This window comes from Sandaracinus amylolyticus (assembly GCF_000737325.1).
GTDB lineage: Bacteria > Myxococcota_A > Polyangia > Polyangiales > Sandaracinaceae > Sandaracinus > Sandaracinus amylolyticus.
Genome location: NZ_CP011125.1, coordinates 3,915,369 through 3,933,271, shown reverse-complemented (window position 1 = coordinate 3,933,271; position 17,903 = coordinate 3,915,369). Strand labels below are relative to the sequence as shown.

The 17,903-nt window shown below is 72.9% G+C and carries 12 protein-coding genes and 1 tRNA gene; 9 read left to right on the top strand and 4 right to left on the bottom strand.

What is annotated here, in order from left to right:
* Positions 1–22 precede the first annotated feature (22 nt).
* From DB32_RS16795 to DB32_RS16765, 3 genes are all read left to right on the top strand, one after another.
* A tRNA-Val gene (locus tag DB32_RS16795) sits at positions 23–94 on the top strand.
* A 102-nt stretch (positions 95–196) separates the two neighbouring features.
* Entirely contained in the window at positions 197–3,166 is a 2,970-nt protein-coding gene (locus tag DB32_RS46785; protein WP_157069105.1) for a hypothetical protein, read from the top strand.
* Positions 3,167–3,586: 420 nt separating this feature from the next.
* Positions 3,587–5,635: a hypothetical protein gene (locus DB32_RS16765; RefSeq protein WP_053233466.1), complete on the top strand. Its 2,049-nt coding sequence runs from the start codon at positions 3,587–3,589 to the stop codon at positions 5,633–5,635.
* 139 nt (positions 5,636–5,774) lie between these two features.
* On the opposite strand, the gene DB32_RS46780 is transcribed toward DB32_RS16765, so the two are convergent.
* Positions 5,775–6,197 carry a DoxX family protein gene (locus tag DB32_RS46780; RefSeq protein ID WP_075097540.1) on the bottom strand — a complete coding sequence of 141 codons (423 nt, stop codon included), beginning with the start codon at positions 6,195–6,197 and terminating at the stop codon, positions 5,775–5,777.
* A gap of 88 nt (positions 6,198–6,285) precedes the next feature.
* Here DB32_RS46780 and DB32_RS49970 point away from each other — a divergent pair, with 88 nt between their 5' ends.
* The gene (locus DB32_RS49970) at positions 6,286–8,850 is read left to right on the top strand and encodes an Hsp70 family protein (RefSeq protein WP_053233465.1); all 2,565 of its coding nucleotides are present in this window, start codon (positions 6,286–6,288) and stop codon (positions 8,848–8,850) included.
* Entirely contained in the window at positions 8,850–9,359 is a 510-nt protein-coding gene (locus DB32_RS16750) for a J domain-containing protein (RefSeq protein WP_053233464.1), read from the top strand. Before DB32_RS49970 ends, DB32_RS16750 begins: the two co-directional genes overlap by 1 nt.
* Here DB32_RS16750 and DB32_RS16745 read toward each other — a convergent pair whose 3' ends face one another.
* Positions 9,360–10,382: a sulfotransferase family protein gene (locus tag DB32_RS16745; RefSeq protein WP_053233463.1), complete on the bottom strand. Its 1,023-nt coding sequence runs from the start codon at positions 10,380–10,382 to the stop codon at positions 9,360–9,362.
* Between the two features lie 104 nt (positions 10,383–10,486).
* On the opposite strand from DB32_RS16745, the gene DB32_RS16740 reads away from it, so the two are divergent.
* From DB32_RS16740 to DB32_RS16725, 4 genes are all read left to right on the top strand, one after another.
* Entirely contained in the window at positions 10,487–11,323 is an 837-nt protein-coding gene (locus DB32_RS16740; RefSeq protein WP_053233462.1) for a hypothetical protein, read from the top strand.
* A 12-nt stretch (positions 11,324–11,335) separates the two neighbouring features.
* Entirely contained in the window at positions 11,336–13,108 is a 1,773-nt protein-coding gene (locus tag DB32_RS16735) for an RCC1 domain-containing protein (protein ID WP_053233461.1), read from the top strand.
* A 2-nt stretch (positions 13,109–13,110) separates the two neighbouring features.
* Positions 13,111–14,853, top strand: a complete 1,743-nt coding sequence (locus DB32_RS16730) for a right-handed parallel beta-helix repeat-containing protein (protein ID WP_053233460.1) — start codon at positions 13,111–13,113, stop codon at positions 14,851–14,853.
* Positions 14,854–14,927: 74 nt separating this feature from the next.
* Positions 14,928–16,325 carry a KamA family radical SAM protein gene (locus DB32_RS16725; protein ID WP_053233459.1) on the top strand — a complete coding sequence of 466 codons (1,398 nt, stop codon included), beginning with the start codon at positions 14,928–14,930 and terminating at the stop codon, positions 16,323–16,325.
* 55 nt (positions 16,326–16,380) lie between these two features.
* On the opposite strand, the gene DB32_RS16720 is transcribed toward DB32_RS16725, so the two are convergent.
* Complete coding sequence (locus DB32_RS16720) at positions 16,381–17,052, bottom strand: hypothetical protein (RefSeq protein ID WP_157069102.1); 672 nt, start codon at positions 17,050–17,052, stop codon at positions 16,381–16,383.
* Positions 17,053–17,096: 44 nt separating this feature from the next.
* Positions 17,097–17,903 (bottom strand): slipin family protein, encoded by an 807-nt coding sequence (locus DB32_RS16715; RefSeq protein WP_053238839.1) that lies wholly within the window; start codon positions 17,901–17,903, stop codon positions 17,097–17,099.

Below are 17,903 nucleotides of genomic sequence, written 5' to 3'. Positions count from 1 at the left end.
GCGCGTAACGCTGCGTCCGCCCGGGCGGGTAGCTCAGCGGCAGAGCAGAGGTTTTACACACCTCGGGTCGCAGGTTCGATCCCTGTCCCGCCCATCGTCGCGACCGCGTGCCCCAGCGTGCGCGGCGTCCCGACCCACCCGCGCGTCGAGCGGGCCCACCTCCACGCGGGGCTCGCTTCACGTCAGGGGTCGGGACGTGCCAGAGCACGGCTTCTTCGATGGGGTCCAGGCCGGGCTGGTCGAAGTCCGCCACGGTCACCCCGTCGAGCACGGCCGATCCGCGGAACGTGCCCGCGACCCACACGAACGGCGCCGCGCTCGCGTCGACGCCGCGCAGATCGGCGACGCCGGTGAGCCAGTGCTCGCGCAGCGTCAGGTCGGTGCCCAGCGACGCCGCGAAGCCCTGCCCGCCCGGCCACGTCCGGCCGACGACGTAGAGGTGCCCCGACGCGTCGACGTCGATGTCGCTCGCGGTGTGCGCGTCGGCGATCTCGATCACCGTCGCGTCCTCGAAGAGACCGTCGAGCGAGAAGCGCGCGACCACGATCGCCTGCGATCGCGTCGAGCGGATCTCTCGCTCGCCGAACCGCAGGCGACCGTACACGACGCCGGCGACGAACACGTTCGACGGGCCCACGGTGAGGCCGAGGAAGCCGTCGTTCTCGGTCGTGCTGCGCGTGTCGTCGACGTGCGCCGCCACGTAGCGCCAGACCTCGCCGCCCTCCGGGTCGTAGCGGGCCACGAACGCATCACCCTCGGAGTCTCCTTGGTACCCGAGGTCCCCCGGCGTGTAGCGATGGCCGCCCGACGTCACGAAGCCGCCCGCCGCGTCCGGCGCGACGTCGAGGGGATGACCGGCCGCCAGCCCGCGCAGCATCTCCGTCGATCCGTCCGCCGCGTCGAGGCCGATCGCGTACGCGCGCAGGCCCACGCCGCCGGGGTTCTCGAGCCTCAGCCCGTCCACGACCAGCTCGGTGCCGCCGTAGACGCCGGTCGCCACGACGCGACCGGTCGACGTGACGATCACGTTCGCGAGCTGATCGCTCGCGCTCGTGCTCGAGATGCGGCGGAACCACCGCAGCGCACCATCGGGCGCGTAGCTGACGACGAACGCGTCTTGGCTCGTCGGCCGATCGAGCGCGCCGCCCACGCACCACGCGCTCGCGACGCGGCCCACCGCGTACGCGTTCCCCGCCGCGTCCGAGGCCACGTCGAACACGTACGCGTCGGTGCTCCCGAAGCTCCGCGTCCACCGCGGCACCCCGTCGGCCCCGACGCGCGCGACGAGCGCCTCCTCGCGGAAGTCGGTCCACAGCGAGCTCGGGTTGTCGTAGTAGCCCGAGACCAGCGCGTCTCCCGACGGAGTGATCGCCACCCGATCGAACGCGTCGACCCCCTGCGTGCCGTACCGCAGCGCCCACGCGTCGCGCGGTGCGACGACGGGCTCCTCGATCGGCGTGAGCGCGTCGAGCTCGGCGACCCATCCGCCGCCGGCCGCGACGATCCCGTCCCCGACGCCGAACGACGCGGGCTGCTGGTTGCCCGGCTGGGCGAGCACCGCCGCGGCGACGAGGACGCCGGTGGCCGGCTCGAGCCGGTGCACCACGACGTCGGCGAGCATCGGCGCGGGGAGCGGCGGCTGGGCGCGGTCGTACGAGCCCGCCGCGAAGAGCTGACCTCCCGAGTCGAACGCGAGCTCGAACGGCGCGGCGACCGCGCCGAGCCTCCGCGCCCAGCGCAGGCTCCCGTCGCTCGCGAACGACGCGACGAGGCCCGCGTAGAAGTCCGTGCCTGCGACCAACGACTCGCCGCCGAGATGCACGGCGCTGTGGAACGTGCCCGACAGGACCACGTCGCCCGCCGCGTCGATCGCCACGTCGCCCATGTCCTCGCGGCCCGGCCCGTCGACGCGCGCGACCCAGCGAGGCGCGAGGCTCCCGTCGAGCGCGAGCACGAGCCCGTCGGCGTCACCGCCGACGCGATCGATCGACACGCCCGAGCCGAGCTCGAGCGCGCAGCTCTCGAACGTCCCGGTCACCACGACGCCGAGCGCGCCCAGGGCCACGCCGGAGGCCTCCTCGTCGAGCTCGGCGCCGAACGACGCGAGGTGCGAGACGCCGCCCGCGTGATCGAGCAGCGCGACGAACGCGTCCTCGCGCTCGCGGCCGACCACCGATCGTCCACCGAGCGACAGCGTGCCCGCGGGCCCCGAGAACGCGCCGAACGTCCCGACGACCGCGATGCGCGCCGCGTCCACGGCGAGATCGTAGGCGTACGACGACGCCCCGCTCGCGCGCGCGATCCACACGAGCGCGCCGCTCGTGGAGAGGCGCGCCACGAACGCGTCGGACCCGCCGCCGTGCGTGGCTCCGTCGATCACGACGTCGCCCGCGACGCGACCGGCGACGACGAGATCGCTCCCGACGCGCGCGACCTCGACCGCGGTGTCGAAGCCCGCGCCGCCGAACGACCATGCGCTGGTGATCCCGCCGCGGTCGTCGACGCACACGACGAACACGTCGTAGCTGCCGCGCGACACGAGCGTGCGCGTCGCGTCGACGCGCAGCGTGCCGCCGAACCCGCCGGCGACACACGTTCCGTCGGGCGCGACGCTGACGCCCCCGATCGTGATCGCATCGGAGGCCGGGGCCGTCGACATCGACAGCGCCCACGGCGCGGTCGAGCCCGCGTCGACGCTCCCGCCGGCGTCGGCCGCGCCCGCGTCGCTCGTCGCGGCGTCGACCTCCCCGGCGTCGATCGACCCCGCGTCGATCTCGCCCGCGTCGATCCCCTCCATGCCACCCGAGTCCGGCGGGAGGACGCGGGCGTCGACGCGCTCGCGCCCCGCGTCTCGCTCCGCGCTCGCGTCGAGCCCGGCGCGGCCTCCATCCGAGCCCGCGTCGCCGGCGCTCCGGACGTCGTCACACGCGACGAGGCACAAGACTCCGACCCAGACCCACGCGCGCATCGGCGCACTCTACCGTGCGACCGCCGGCGCACATTCCCCGGCGCCGCGCTGCGTGACGCGGAGCGATCGTCGCCGCGGCGCACCGGCGTGAGGTCGCGACACGCATCGGGCACGTCGGGCGCCGCCCGGCGCGACCGCGCTCCGTGCTCCGGACGTCGCACCCGCCGCGCGGCGCGACCGCGCTCCGCGTTCCCATGATCGCCCCCGACGCGTGGCGCGAGCGCCCGACGACTTCCGATCGCGGCTCCGGACGCGTGTCCGCGCCCGCCGTCGGCTTCCGATCACGCGTCCCGCCGCGTGTCCGGTGCCTCCCGCGAGATCCGATCACGCGCCCCGACGCGCGTCCGGTGCCTCCCGCGGAATCCGAGGGCGAGCCCCGACGCGTGTCCGGTGTCGCCCGCGAGACCCGATCACGTGCCCCGACGCGTGTCCGGTGCCTCCCGCGAGATCCGATCACGCCTGCCGCCGCGCGTCCGGTGCCTCCCCGTCCCGCGGCGCGCGCTCACGCCGCGGATTCCGGCCCTTCCTCGTGATCCGACGCCTGTCCACGCCGGCCAGCGCATCGCGGCCGATTCCGCCACTGCCGGTCCACGACGCCTGCGCTGTATCCTCGCGCGCATGCGCTTCTCTGCTTGGTCGTGGGTCGCCCTGCTCTCCGCGCTGCTGCTCGTCGCGTGTGGCGACGACGACGACGGGAGCGTCGATCCCGACGCCGGCACGCCCGACGCGGGGCCCTCGTACCCCGCCGAGTGCGAGAACGTGAGCCCGATGGACTGCCTGCTCCCGTGGCCGTCCAGCCGCTACCTCGCCGAGGACGAGACCACCGCGACCGGCGTGCGCATCGAGATCCCCGAGGCCGCGATGCCGCTCAACTCGCGCGCGGTGCCGGTCGACCCGACGATCCTCTCGCGCTTCGACGGGTTCAGCCCGGCGACGTCGATCATCACCGCGTTCGACGACGTCGATCCCTCGAACCTGCCGGACGAGGAGCACATCCAGGACAGCCTCGCGCAGGGCTCGCCCACGGTGCTGATCGACGCGGAGACCGGCGAGCGCGTCGCGCACTTCGCCGAGATCGACACGTGGGACTACATCGATCCCGCGCGCCGTCCGCTCTACATCCGGCCCGCGGCGCGCCTCGCGCAGCAGCGCCGCTACCTCGTCGCGATCCGCGATCTGCGCCACACCGACGGCAGCGCGATCGAGCCCTCCGCGTACTTCCGCGCGCTGCGCGACGAGACGCCGCTGCCCGACGCGAGCGACATCGAGTCGCGCCGCGCGCACTTCGAGGACGTCTTCACGCGCCTCGAGACCGCGGGCGTCGAGCGCGCGACGCTGATCGAGGCGTGGGACTTCCAGACCGGCACCGACGAGCTCGCGTGGCACGACACGATCTCGGTGCGCGATCAGGGCCTGCGCGCGATGGCGACCGACACCGCCGCGCCGCGCTGCACGGTGACCGAGACGCGCGACGCGCCGCGCGCCGAGATCTGGCGCGAGATCGAGGGCACGGTGCGCGTGCCGCTCTTCCTCGGCGGCACCGATCCCGACTCGCACGAGGAGTCGGTGCTCAGCCGCGACGGCGACGGCGAGCCGGCGCAGAACGGCTGGGCCGACGTGCCGTTCATCATCCGCATCCCGAACAGCGTGCGCGCGCGCGTCGCGGCGGGGGGCGAGCCGGTGCGCCTGCTCGACTACGGGCACGGCCTCTTCGGGGATCGCTACGGCGACGGCGGGACGGTGAGCCGCACCATCGAGGCGAACGAGATGGTCTCGGTGCAGATCGACTGGTGGGGCTGGTCGCGCCTCGACGTGACGCGCGTCGCGCAGACGCTGCAGAACTTCTCGCTGTTCACGTCGTTCGGCGAGCGCGCGGTGCAGGGCGTGGTGAACCACGTGTTCCTCCACCGCGCGTTCTCGGTGGAGGGTGGCTGCGCCGAGCTCGCGGAGCTGCAGATCCCGCTCGACGCGGGCGGCACCGCGCCCGCGATCGATCGCGAGGAGCTCTACTACTACGGCAACAGCCAGGGCGGGATCTTCGGGCTCTCGCTCGCGGGGATCGCGGTCGACGTCGATCGCTTCGTGGTCGGCGTCGGCGGGATGACCTACTCGATCATGATCCCGCGCTCGTCGAACTGGGTGACGTACGGCAGCATCATGGAGCTCGGCTACCGCGACCCGCTGCAGCGCTCGATGCTGATGGTGATGGCGCAGTCGCTCTTCGATCTCGCGGAGCCCGCGACGTACGCGCCGCACGTGCTGAGCGATCCGCTGCCGTGCGCCGACGACGTGTGCGCGTCGGGCGCGACGCCGCTCAAGCACGTGCTCTCGCAGATCGGGCGCGACGACGCGCAGGTGCCGAACGTCGCGGCGCACATCGCGGCGCGCACGATGGGCATCGGCTACGCGAGCCCGGCGCCGTACGAGCCGTGGAACATGGAGGCGCTCACCGCCGACATGGGCGCATCGCTCGGCACCGACGCGATGGTCGTGTTCGACATCCCCGAGGTGCCGGTGCTGCCGCTCGGCACCCGCAATCCGGGCGGCGACAACCCGGCGCACAGCGGGGTGCGCGAGTCGCCGGCGGCGGTGGAGCAGATCGATCTGTTCCTCCGCCCCGACGGCACCGTGGTGCAGACGTGCGACGGCGTCTGCGACCCGACCTGACGTCCTGCCACGGACGAGCGAGCGAACGAGAGAGCAAGCGGGGCTGGGGCCCCGCGCGCAGTGTTCGGGGCGGGGGGACCCGATCCGGCTTTGCCGGTCGGGGGGAGGGGTCTTCCAAGCCCCCTCCCGGAAACGAGGATCAGCGCTTCCGGCGGGACGCGATCCAGGCGTCGATCGAGTAGCGGCCGGGGCCGGTGATCATCAGCGCGATCGCCGGCACGAGGAAGAGGAACGCGTGCTCCTTGTCGCTCCACGGGTCCGCCGCGTGGGCGACGAAGACCGCGACGAGCATCGTGAACGCGAACGGGATCGCGGCGAGGCGCGTCCCGAGGCCGAGCGCGATCAGCACGCCGCACACGAGCTCACCGAAGATCGCGAGCGCGAGGCTCGGCACCTCGCCGAGGCCGAAGGGATCGGCGAAGCGCGGCTCGGGGCCCATGAAGCGCTCGAGCTTCGGCCATCCGTGCGCGATCGCCATCGTCATCCCGACGCCCGCGCGCAGCACGAGCAAGCCCACCGAGGGCACCACACCGACCTCGAACCGCGCGTCGCTCTTCGTCACTCGTCCGCTCCTTCGACCGGGTACAATCCCGCCCCGTCATGTTGTCGGGCGCCCTCGGCGTCCACCCCGAGCTCGTGGGAGCGCAGTGTTGACCGAAAGCCCCGTCCTCGGGATCGACCTCGGGACCACGAACTCCGTCGTCGCGATCACCGACGGACAGCACGCGCGGGTCCTCGCCGATCCCGACGGGAACCGCCTCGTGCCCTCGTGCGTGTCGTTCACGCCCGAGGGGCAGGTGCTCGTCGGTCACGCGGCGCGCGAGCGCAGGCTCGTCGACGCCGAGAACACCGTGTACTCGGTGAAGCGCCTGATCGGGCGACCGTTCACGAGCCCCGAGGTGCAGCGCGCGCGCGAGCGCTTCGCGTTCGCGATCGAGCCGAGCCGCACCGGCGGCGTGCAGGTGAAGGTCCGCAAGGGCACGTACGCGCTGCCCGAGCTGAGCGCGCTCGTGCTGCGTCACCTGCGCGAGGTCGCGGAGGCCGCGCTCGGCGTGGAGTGCAGGCGCGCGGTCATCACGGTGCCCGCGAACTTCAACGAGCTGCAGCGCAGCGCGACGCAGGCCGCGGGCAAGGTCGCGGGTCTCGAGGTGCTGCGGATCATCCACGAGCCGACCGCCGCGACGCTCGCCTACGGCTACGGGCGCGACAAGCCCGAGACCATCGCGGTGTACGACTTCGGCGGCGGCACGTTCGACATCACGGTGCTCGATCTCGATCGCGACGTGTTCGAGGTGGTCTCGACCGCGGGCGACACGTTCCTCGGCGGCGACGACATCGATCTCGCGATCGCGGAGCTGATGGCGGACGCGTGCACGAAGGAGCACGGCTACGACGTGCGCGGCGACCTGCAGGCGTTCGAGCGGGTGCGCGCGGCGGCGGAGTGGGCGAAGTGCCAGCTCTCGAGCGTGCCCGAGGCGGAGCTCACGCTCGAGCAGCTGTTCACGAAGCCGGGCGGGCTGATGCGGCGCGCGGAGACGATCGACTTCACGTTCCGCATCACCGCGGAGGAGCTCGAGGCGCGGATGCGCCCGCTGATCGCGCGCACGTTCGACGTGGTCGCGGACGCGCTGCGCGAGGCGGGGCGCAGGCCGCGCGAGATCGACAACGTGGTGCTCGTCGGTGGCTCGACGCGCATCCCGCTGGTGCGGCGCATGGTCGAGGAGCACTTCGGGCGCGCGCCGCGCGCGGACATCGATCCCGATCTCGTGGTCGCGCAGGGCGCGGCGATCCACGCGTGGACGCTCGCGGGCAAGCCCGCTGCGTCGATCGCGCCGGGCGCGCCGCCGGGAGGACGCGCGGCGCTGCGCAAGGGGACGCTGGCGTCGGGCCCGCGGAGCGGCGAGCTGCCGAAGCAACCCGCGTTCGCGCCGCCGCCGGTCGCGGTGCCGAAGCCGCGCCTCGTGCCGCCGCCGTCGGCGCTCGCGCTCGGGGCGCGCAACGTGGTGGTGCCCTCGCCCGCGTCGCTCGCGGGGCCCGACTCGATGCCCGCGCCGCCTCCGGTCGATCCGTTCGCGCGCACGTCGCTCGAGCTCGGGCCGAGCAGCGTCGCCGTGCTCGCGCCGCCCGCGCGCGTCGGGACGACGTCGGACTCCGGGCTGCTCGAGCTCGACGATCCGCTCTCGCGCGGCAAGCCCGCGACGCGCGAGAACGCGACGCCCGCGCGCCGCCCGATCGAGGTCGCGGTGCCGGCGCCGATCGACGCGCCTTTCGCCGAGCCGACCGCGCGCCCGATGGTGGCGGCGAACGTCGACGCGCCGTTCGATCTGCCCGAGGCGCCGCGCAAGAAGCCGCGGCGCGACGCGACCGTGCCGTTCGGCATCGGCGTATCGTCGTCGATCGACGCGCCGTTCGGCGACGAGCCCGCGAGCGCACCGACGCGCGACGCGCTCGCCGAGGGCATCGCCGCGCTCGACGCGCCGCTCGGCCTGCCCGAGCCCGCGCCGATGGTGCGCGACCCGCTCGATGCCGGGATGTTCGAGGTCGAGCTCGAGTCGGTGCCGCCCGACGCGCCGCCGGTTCCGCCGCCTCCGCCGCCCGCGCGTCTCGCGCCGCCGCCTCCCCCGCCGCCGCGAAGGCCGCCGCCGACGCCGATCCTCGAGATCGAAGAGCCCGCTCCGATCGTGCTCGAGGAGCTCGCGCTCTCCCCCGACGACTTCGCGATGCCCGCGAGCGAGCCGCCCGCGCAGGATCCTCGGCTCGCGCCGCACGTCCCCGAGCTGCCGATCGCGACCGCCGCGCCCGCGCCGCTGCTGATGGACGTCACGCCGCTCTCGCTGGGGCTCGAGACCGCGGGCGGGTTCTGCGCGCCGATCGTCCCGCGCAACGCGCCGGTGCCCGCCGAGAAGTCACGCGTCTTCTCGACGGCGCGCGACGATCAGGAAGCGGTCGAGCTGCGCATCTGCCAGGGCGAGTCGACGCGCTTCGCGGACAACGAGCTCCTCGGCACGCTGGTGTTCGACGGCATCCGGAAGGCGAGGCGCGGCGCGGTGCGCATCGACGTCAGCTTCCTGCTCGACGCGAGCGGGATCCTCGACGTGCGCGCGACCGATCTCGACACCGGGCGCGCGCAGCACACGCGCATCCACCTGCAGGGCGGTCTCGACCCGGCGGAGATCGATGCGATGCGCCGCCGCCAGGAGCGCGAGCTCGCCTGATGTCGACCGACGATCGCCTCGATCAGCTCGACTACTACACGCTGCTCGGCGTCGCGCGCGACGCGAGCGCCGAGGACGTGAAGCGCGCGTTCCGCGCGTTCGCGCGTCGTTATCACCCCGATCGTTTCGCGGGGCAGGACGGCGAGAAGGTCGCGCGCGCCACACGCATCTACCGGCGCGGCAGCGAGGCGGTGCAGACGCTGAGCGATCCCACCGCGCGCCGCGCCTACGACGCCGTGCTCGCAAAGGGCGAGCTGCGCCTCAAGAGCGACGCGCGCGCGCCGGTCGAGCCCGCGCCCAAGGCGACGCGGCGCGAGCCCGAGCCCGCGAAGCCCACGCTGCAGTCCCCCACCGCGCGCGCGTTCTTCACGAAGGCGCAGGACGCCGCGCGCGCCGGGGATCTCCAGACCGCGTGGCGTCAGATCAAAGCGGCGATGCAGCACGAGCCCGGCAGCCCGATCCTCGAGCAGGCGCTGCTCAAGATCGAGCGCGCGATGCGCGGCTGGTGATCACTCGCGCAGCAGGACGTCGCAGTAGTAGCGGATGCGCTTCACCAGCGCGCCGTGCGGGCGCTGGTGGATGTCCTTCTTGAGCGCGAGCATGACCTTGCGCTGGATCGTGTACGCGTTGACGACCGGCTTCGGCGCCTCGACGCCGCTCACGCCGCCCGACTCGACCTCGCGCACCGCGTCGAAGACGCGCGCGCGCGGCCAGCCCCACGTCTCGAGATCCTCGTCGCTGACGCGCTCGATCATGCGCTCCGCGAGCGCGCGCTTCTTCGTGTCCTTCGCGAGCTCCGCGGCCCACTTGTGCAGCGAGTCGGTCACCGGGCGCGAGTGCTGGCTCACCGTGATCGGATCGCCCGGGCCCTTCTTGCTCTGGAAGCGCTCGCCGTAGTTCACGGCCTCGGGCTCGTTCTCCACGTCCATGTACGCGAAGACGCGCTCCATCTGCGCCTCGGGCGCCTCGACGAGCGTCTCGTACTTCACGTGCACGAGCGGCACCGGACGCTCGCGCAGCATCTTCGCGATCGCGGGGACGTAGCGCTCGACGAGCGGGTTGAACTCGTGCGCGCGCGCCCAGTCGCCGTCGAAGAACGAGTTCGCGAAGCTCGAGAAGATCGCGAGCGGATGGCGCGTGAGCACGACGTACTTCGCGTGCGGATAGAGCTTCGTCAGGAAGGGCAGCACCAGCGCGTACGCCGGCGTCTTGTCCATGAAGTAGCGCTTGCCGCTGGGCTCCAGCATGCGGCCGTACATCGTGTCGGCGTACGCGCGCAGCGCGTCGAGGTAGTCCTCTTCGCCGCGCGGCAACGAGCTCACGAAGAGGCGGATCGCCTCGGCCGAGTTGATGTGATCGAAGGGCGCCTTGTCGACCGTGTCGTAGAAGCCGAGGTACGCCATCGGCGTGATCAGGTGCGGCTCGGGGTGGGTGAAGACCTCGCTGTGCGAGCCGATCATCCGCTGCAGCAGCGTCGAGCCGCTGCGCGGCGGAGAGACCACGAAGAGCAGGCGTTCCTGAACGGACGTCATGGCCCCCTCTGGTGGCTCGGCGCCGCGATCCGGTCAAGTTTTCTCGGTGCGCCGAGGTATGCCCGGTTGCTCGGGCCCCCATCGTCGGCAACGGTTCGCGGATCATGGACCGCCCGCTCGCGACGGCCCCGCTCCTCCTCGCGCTGCTCGTCTTCGCTCCCACCGGAGCTCCAGCGCGCGCGCAGGACGCCGCGGAGACGTCGCCGTCGATGCAGCGCACGGCGCGCTCGCTCTACGAGGACGGAGTGCGCGCGGCGCGCGCGCGGCAGTGGCCCGAGGCGCTCGACGCGTTCGAGCGCTCGTACGCGCTCTACCCGCGCCCGATCACGCTCATGAACCTCGCGGGCGCGCAGCGTCAGACCGGGCGCCTCGTCGCGGCGAGCGAGAGCTACCGCCGGTTCCTGCGCGACGCGAGCGAGCGCGAGCGGAGCGACTACGGCGCCGCGATCGAGAGCGCGCTCGCGGCGATCGACGCGCAGATCGCGCACGCGACGCTGCGCGTCGACGGCCTGACCAGCGCGGACCGCGTGCAGCTCGACGGCGAGGCGCTCGACGCGCACGCGCTCGGCACCGAGATCGCGCTCGATCCCGGCGAGCACCGCGTCGTCGTCGCGCGCGCCGAGCAGACGCTGCTCGATCACCCGTTCACGCTGCGCGAGGGCGAGCGCGCCGAGGTCGCCCTCGAGATCCCCCGTGCGCCCGTTCGCGAGCCCGTGCCCGCGCCGGCCGAGGTCGCGCAGACGGCCGTGCCCGCGCCTCCCACGACGATCCCCGCGCTGCACACCGAGCCTGCGAGCCACGACGACCCGACGCCGTGGATCATCGTGGGCGTGAGCGCCGGCGTCGTCGCGATCGGCGTCGCCATCCTGGTGGGCGTGCTCGTCTCCGAGGGAAGCGGCGGCCAGCTCCCGCCGGGCACCGAGCCTCCGATCCGACTCTGAGGGAGCGCCAGCATGTCCACGACGCGAAGCATCCAGACGAGCCTCGCGATCGCCGCGCTCGTGCTCGCGGCGTGCGACGCCGCGCCGACGGCGATCTACCTCGTCGTCGACACGAACCTCGAGGTGTCGCGCGAGGTCGATGCGCTGACGATCCGCGTCGAGCCCGATCACGATCAGCCGATCGAGCGCGACGTCGATCTCACGAGCGCGGCGCGCCCGGTGCGCGTGCGGATCGATCCGCGCCAGGGCCACGAGGACGCGTCGCTCCGGCTCGTGCTCTCCGTGGGCGACGGCGACACCGCCGTGCTCACGCGCACCGTGCGCACCGCGTTCGTGCGCGGCTCGGTGCGCGAGCTCGTCGTGTCGCTCGATCGCGCGTGCCTCGGCGTGCGGTGCGACGCGCCGGACGAGACGTGCATCGCGGCCACGTGCGCCGACGATGCGATCGACGCGCGCGGTCTCGCGACGTGGGACGGCGACGAGCCCGAGGTCGAGTGGAGCGACGCGTCGGTGCCGATGCACGACGCGGGAGAGCGCGACGCCGGCGCCGTCGATGCGGGACGCGACGCGGGCGCGCCGTGCCCCGATGCGGGCGTGACCGACGCGGGCACCGCCCCGACGTGCGGCGAGCGCGCGTGCCCGACCCCGCGCATCTGCGCCGAGGGTGTGCCCGACGCGGGCCCGCTCTGCGAGCCCGGTCCCGGCGAAGTGCGCGTGCTGTCCGCGGGCCCCGAGCACCTCTGCGTGATCGGCCAGCGCACGAACGGACGTCGCGTGCTCTCGTGCGTCGGCTCGGACGAGCACGGCCAGCTCGGCGGAGCGCCGCTGCCCTACGAGAACCGCCACCCCGCGGAGCAAGGGCACGTCGTGGTCATCGACGGGCTCGGCGACGATCCGACGGCAGTCGCCGCGGGCGACACGTTCACGTGCGCGGCGCGGGACGGCGAGATCCGCTGCTGGGGCGAGGGCGCGGCGGGCTGGGGCGCGACACCGGGCTGCGGTGCCCGCGCCGAGCTCTCGGTCGGCACGCGCACGGTGACGGCGCTCGACGCGGGCCACGGCTACGCGTGCGCGCTCGCCGACGGTCGCGTGATGTGCTGGGGCAACGGCGACGAGCGCGGCAACCCCGCGGTGCCGCGCGCGGGCCAGCCCCTCGAGATGTTCGAGGAGGCGCCCGCGTTCACCGGCATCGTCGTCGGCGCGCGCCACGCGTGCGCGTGGACCGCGACCGGCGAGGCTTGGTGCTGGGGCGCGAACGAGCGCGCACAGCTCGGCGACGGCACCACGAGCGCGTCGAGCCCGCCGGTCGAGGTCACCGTCGCCGACGGCCCGGTGCGCGCGATGGCCGCGGGCGGCGCGCACACGTGCGCGCTGATCGGCGCGAGCGCGCCCCATCGCGTCGAGTGCTGGGGCAGCAACTCGCGCGGCCAGCTCGGCGTCGACCCGACCAACCCCGCGCCCGTCCCGAACGGCGTCATCGTCCCGCTCGATCTGCCCGCGACCGCGATCGGCGCCGGCCTCGAGCACACCTGCGCGCTACCGACCAACCAGTACGTGAGCTGCTGGGGCAACGGGGACGACGGTCGCGCGGGCGTCGCGCCGCCGCGCTCGGCGCCGGTCACGCCCGACGAGGCGAGCGTCGACGCCGTGGTCGGCGCGATCGCGGTCGCGGACGAGCACACGTGCTTCCACGTCACCACGTCGATCACGTGCGCGGGCGCGGGCGGCACGTTCCGCATCCCCGAGGACTACTGGTGGGCCGAGGTCATCGGCTCGCTCTGGTGATCATGGCTCGTCTGCGTCTCCGCTCGGCGCTCGTCCTCGCGGCCCTCGCGCTCGTCGCGTGTGACGCCGCGCCGACCGCGCTCTACCTCGTCGTCGACACCGAGCTCGCGGTGCCCGCGGAGGTCGACACGCTGACCATCCGCGTCGCGCGCGAGGACGGCGACCCGGTGCTGCGCGAGATCGATCTCGCCGCGAGCCAGCGCCCGGTGCGCGTGCGCATCGATCCGCGCGAGGACGCGCAGGACGCGCCGATCCGCATCGCGCTCGCGGTCCGCCGCGGCGGCGACGACGTCGTGACCCGCACCATCGCGACGCGCTTCGTGCGAGGCAGCGTCCGCGTGCTCGCAGTGCTGCTCGAGCGCGCGTGCGTCGCGCCGAGCTGTGGCGACGAGCGCACGTGCGTCGCCGGCGACTGCGTTCCGCCCGAGCTCGATCCGACGACGCTGCCGGTGTGGGATCCGCGCGACGAGCCCGACCTGCCGACCCGCGACGCGGGCGCGATGGACGCGGCCACCTCGGACGACGACGACGCAGGGATCACGGACGTCGACGCCGGACCTCCCGACGCGTGGATCGATCCCGAGTCGCGCAGCGTCGCGAACGTCGACGATCTGATCGACGCCGTGCGCTGGGCGGACGCGCGCGCCGGCCACCAGACGATCCTCCTCGCCGCGGGCACGTACGAGCTCCCCGACGTGCTGGTGATCGATCAGCCGATCACGCTGCGCGGAGCGAGCCGCTGCGGCGCGGTGCTGCGGAACGACGGCACCAGGCGCGTGCTGCAGGTCACCGACGGCGCGGTCACGCTCGACGGCCTCACGATCACCGGCGGTGTGCAGACCGACGGGCACGGCGGCGGGCTCCTCGTGCAGAGCCCCGCGGTCGTCACGCTCGAGCGCAGCTGCGTCGTCGGGAACGCAGCGAACGCGGCCACGATGGAGGCATCCGGCGGCGGCATCGCGGTGATCCGCGGCGGGCGGCTCACGGTGCGCGACAGCGACATCGTCGAGAACGGCGCGGGCCAGCAGGGCGGCGGTCTGTTCGTGTGGGACGCGACGGTCGACCTCGTCGACTCCGACGTCTCGCGCAACCGCATCACGACCGACCGCGACTACACGTCGGGCGCGGGCATCTCCTCGATCAACTCGCAGCTCACCCTCGATCGCTGCCTCGTCTCCGCCAACGAGACGGTCGCGACCGCCGCGCGCGCCGCCGACGGCGGCGGCCTCTACGCGTTCCAGGGCAGCGTGCGCATCGCGAGCTCGACGTTCGCATCGAACCGCGCGCACTACGGCACCGCGATGCTCGTGCAGGACGTGACCGTCGCCATCTCGCACTCGACGATCGCGGGCAACACGTCCACGCAGCCGAACGGACGCGCCATCTGGAGCCCGAGCCACATGGGCTTCACGCTCGAGGGCTCGATCGTCGCGAACAACTTCTCGAGCGCGAGCACGCGACTGAACTGTCACGCCACGATCACCTCGCTCGGCGGCAACGTCGCCGACGAGCTCCCGGGCGAGGCGGACTTCGACTGTGGCATGCAGATCGGCGCGGCCGGCATCGACCGCGTCGGCGACCCGCGCCTCCTCCCGCTGCAGGATCGCGGCGGCCCCACCGAGACGTTCGCCCTCGACACCGGCAGCGCCGCCATCGGCTTCGCCGGCGACGAGTGCCCGGACGTGGACCAGCGCGGCGTCGCACGAACTCCGCCGTGTGACTCCGGCGCGTTCGAAACGGAGTGAGCCACCGCGCAGGTCGTCCGTGCGGTCGCGCGCGCGCCCGTGGTAACAACGAGGTTTCCCACAGAGGAACCTCCATGCAGCTCAAGGTCGTCGAGACGCCGAAGGACGAAGCCCCGCGCGCGGTGAAGCCGCCGGTCGACCCCTCGACGCTCAGCCATCGTCACCTCCTCGAGGGCGACTTCTGGCGGCGCATCCCTGCCTACGCGAACGTGAGCGAGGCCGAGTTCCTCGATCACAAGTGGCAGATGAAGCAGACGATCACGCGCGTCGACAAGCTGCTCGCCGCGCTGCAGGGCCTCGTCTCGCCACAGTTCATCGTCGACGCCGAAGAGGGCTTCCGCCACGCGCCGATGGCGGTCCGCGTCTCGCCCTACCTCCTCTCGCTCGTCGACTGGACGAAGCCCTACGAGGATCCGCTCCGCCGCCAGTTCATCCCGCTCTCGTCGACGCGCCTGCCCGATCACCCGCAGCTGCGCTTCGACTCGCTCAACGAGCAGGGCGACGCGCCGGTGCAGGGCCTCACGCACCGCTATCCCGACAAGGCGCTCTTCCTCGCGCTCGACACCTGCCCCGTCTACTGCCGCTTCTGCACGCGCAGCTACGCGGTCGGCCCCGACACCGATCAGGCCGAGCTCGAGAAGCTCTCGCTCAAGGCGAACGCGCAGCGCTGGGAGGCGATCTTCACCTACGTCGCGTCGCGCCCGGAGCTCGAGGACATCGTCATCTCGGGCGGCGACTCGTACAACCTGCGCGCCGATCAGATCCGCGAGATCGGCCACCGCCTGCTCGACATCCCGCACGTCGCGCGCATGCGCTTCGCGACCAAGGGCCCGGCGGTGATGCCGCAGAAGATCCTGACCGACGACGAGTGGTTCAAGGCGCTCGTCGAGGTCGTGCACCGCGGCCGCTCGATGGCGAAGGACGTGGTCCTCCACACGCACTTCAACCATCCGAACGAGATCACCGGCATCACGAAGCGCGCGATGGATCGCCTCTTCGGCGAGGGCGTCACGGTGCGCAACCAGTCGGTGCTCCAGCGCGGCGTGAACGACCAGGTCGAGACGATGACGACGCTCGTGAAGCGTCTCGCGCACGTCAACGTGCAGCCCTACTACGTCTACGTGCACGACCTCGTGAAGGGCGTCGAGGAGCTGCGCACGACGGTCGACACCGCGGAGTACCTCGAGAAGTCGGTGCGCGGCACGACCGCGGGCTTCAACACGCCGACGTTCGTCGTCGACGCCCCCGGCGGCGGCGGCAAGCGCGTGGTGCACAGCTTCGAGCACTACGACCGCGTGACCGGCATCTCGGTCTACACCGCGCCGAGCGTGAAGCCCGGCCAGTTCTTCCTCTACTTCGATCCGATCCACCTCCTCCCGGAGGCGGGCCAGATGCGTTGGAAGGACCCGGCCGAGCACAGCAAGATGGTCCAGGAAGCGCTCGACCGCGCCCAGGCGCGCGCACGTCGCTAGAGCTCCGATCGATGATCGATCGTGCTGCCACGCGCACCGTGGCAGCACGGGTCGCTCACCAGAAGCGCGACTCGTCGCAGACCGGCTCGGACGTGGCGTACACACGCGGCGCGTCGAGGCACGCGGCGTAGCAATAGCGCTGAGGACGATCGCTCGGCACGCGCCAGCGCCAGCACGCGTCCACGACGAGGTCCGCGGCGTCCGCGGAGCCCTCGTTCGAGCACCCGGACTTCTCCGGCCCGCGCTGGTACCCGGACGGGCACTCCGGCACCGCCGGCACGTGGGCGCACGACGCGAACTCCGGCTCGCGCACGTCGCGGCAGCTGTGCATCACGTCGAGACACGGATCGAACGACACGAGCCGCTCTCGGTCGCCGGTTCCGGGCAATGGGCACACCCCACCCTCGACGCCGTTGCCCGAGGGGACGAGCAGCGGCTCGGCGTCGAGCACGGCGTCGCTGCGCTGCGACACGCAGAAGAGCTCGTCACGCGCATCGATCGCCACGACTCGCGTCGCGCGGGTCGCGGTCAGCGAGCCGGGCGGGCACGTCCCCGCAGCGTCGGGCGCGAGCAGCGCGTCGGGATCCTCGGGGTCGAAGCAGAACGGTCGATCCCAGCACCACGCGCAGGTGCAGACGCCGGAGATCAACGTCGGTCCCTCCGGCGCTGGGCCGGCGCATCCCGTGAGGCTCGCGAGCACGATCGAAGCAAGGGCGAAGCAGCGCACGCATCGGAGTCTCCGCGGCCCGTACCGCCCCGGTCAAACCGCGCTCACGCCCGCGCGGTGCGCTCGCCGTCGCGCCCGTCGTCCTTGCGCTTCACCTCGGCCATGCGACGTCCGACGAGCCCCTCGAGCAGCTCGATCGGCAGCGGGAACACCGTCGTCGAGTTGTTCTCCGCCGCGATCTCCACGAGCGTCTGCAGATAACGCAGCTGCAGCGAGCCCGGCTGCGTCGCGAGCACCTGCGCGGCCTCCGCGTACTTGTGCGACGCCTCGAACTCGCCGTCCGCGCTGATCACCTTCGCGCGCCGCTCGCGCTCCGCCTCCGCCTGTCGCGCGATCGCGCGGCGCATCTCCGCGGGCAGCTCGACGTGCTTGATCTCGACGCCGGTCACCTTGATGCCCCACGGGTCGCTCGCCGCGTCCATGATCACCTGGATCTTCGCGTTCAGCTTCTCGCGCTGCGCGAGCAGGTCGTCGAGCTCGTGACCGCCCACCACCGAGCGCAGCGTCGTCTGCGCGAGCTGGCTCGTCGCGTAGTCGTAGTCCTCGACCTGCAGCACCGACTGATCGGGATGCACCACGCGGAAGTAGATCACCGCGTTCACCGTGCACGACACGTTGTCCAGCGTGATCACCTCCTGCGGCGGCACGTCCTTCACGCGCGTGCGCAGGTCGATCACGACCATCCTCACGAACGGCGCGAACACGAGGCGCAGCCCCGCGCCCTTCACGCCCTGGTAGCGCCCGAGCAGGAAGAGCACGCCGCGCTCGTACTCCTTCACGATCCGGATCGACGACACGAGGTACCCGAGCACGATCAGCGTCGCGACCGCGAGCCCGATCGGCAGTCCCAT

Coding starts and splice junctions, on each gene's coding strand:
- DB32_RS16715 (WP_053238839.1), bottom strand. CDS start 17,903: ATGGGACTGCCGATCGGGCTCGCGGTCGCGACGCTGATCGTGCTCGGG.
- DB32_RS16765 (WP_053233466.1), top strand. CDS start 3,587: ATGCGCTTCTCTGCTTGGTCGTGGGTCGCCCTGCTCTCCGCGCTGCTG.
- DB32_RS16745 (WP_053233463.1), bottom strand. CDS start 10,382: ATGACGTCCGTTCAGGAACGCCTGCTCTTCGTGGTCTCTCCGCCGCGC.
- DB32_RS16725 (WP_053233459.1), top strand. CDS start 14,928: ATGCAGCTCAAGGTCGTCGAGACGCCGAAGGACGAAGCCCCGCGCGCG.
- DB32_RS16730 (WP_053233460.1), top strand. CDS start 13,111: ATGGCTCGTCTGCGTCTCCGCTCGGCGCTCGTCCTCGCGGCCCTCGCG.
- DB32_RS16735 (WP_053233461.1), top strand. CDS start 11,336: ATGTCCACGACGCGAAGCATCCAGACGAGCCTCGCGATCGCCGCGCTC.
- DB32_RS16750 (WP_053233464.1), top strand. CDS start 8,850: ATGTCGACCGACGATCGCCTCGATCAGCTCGACTACTACACGCTGCTC.
- DB32_RS16740 (WP_053233462.1), top strand. CDS start 10,487: ATGGACCGCCCGCTCGCGACGGCCCCGCTCCTCCTCGCGCTGCTCGTC.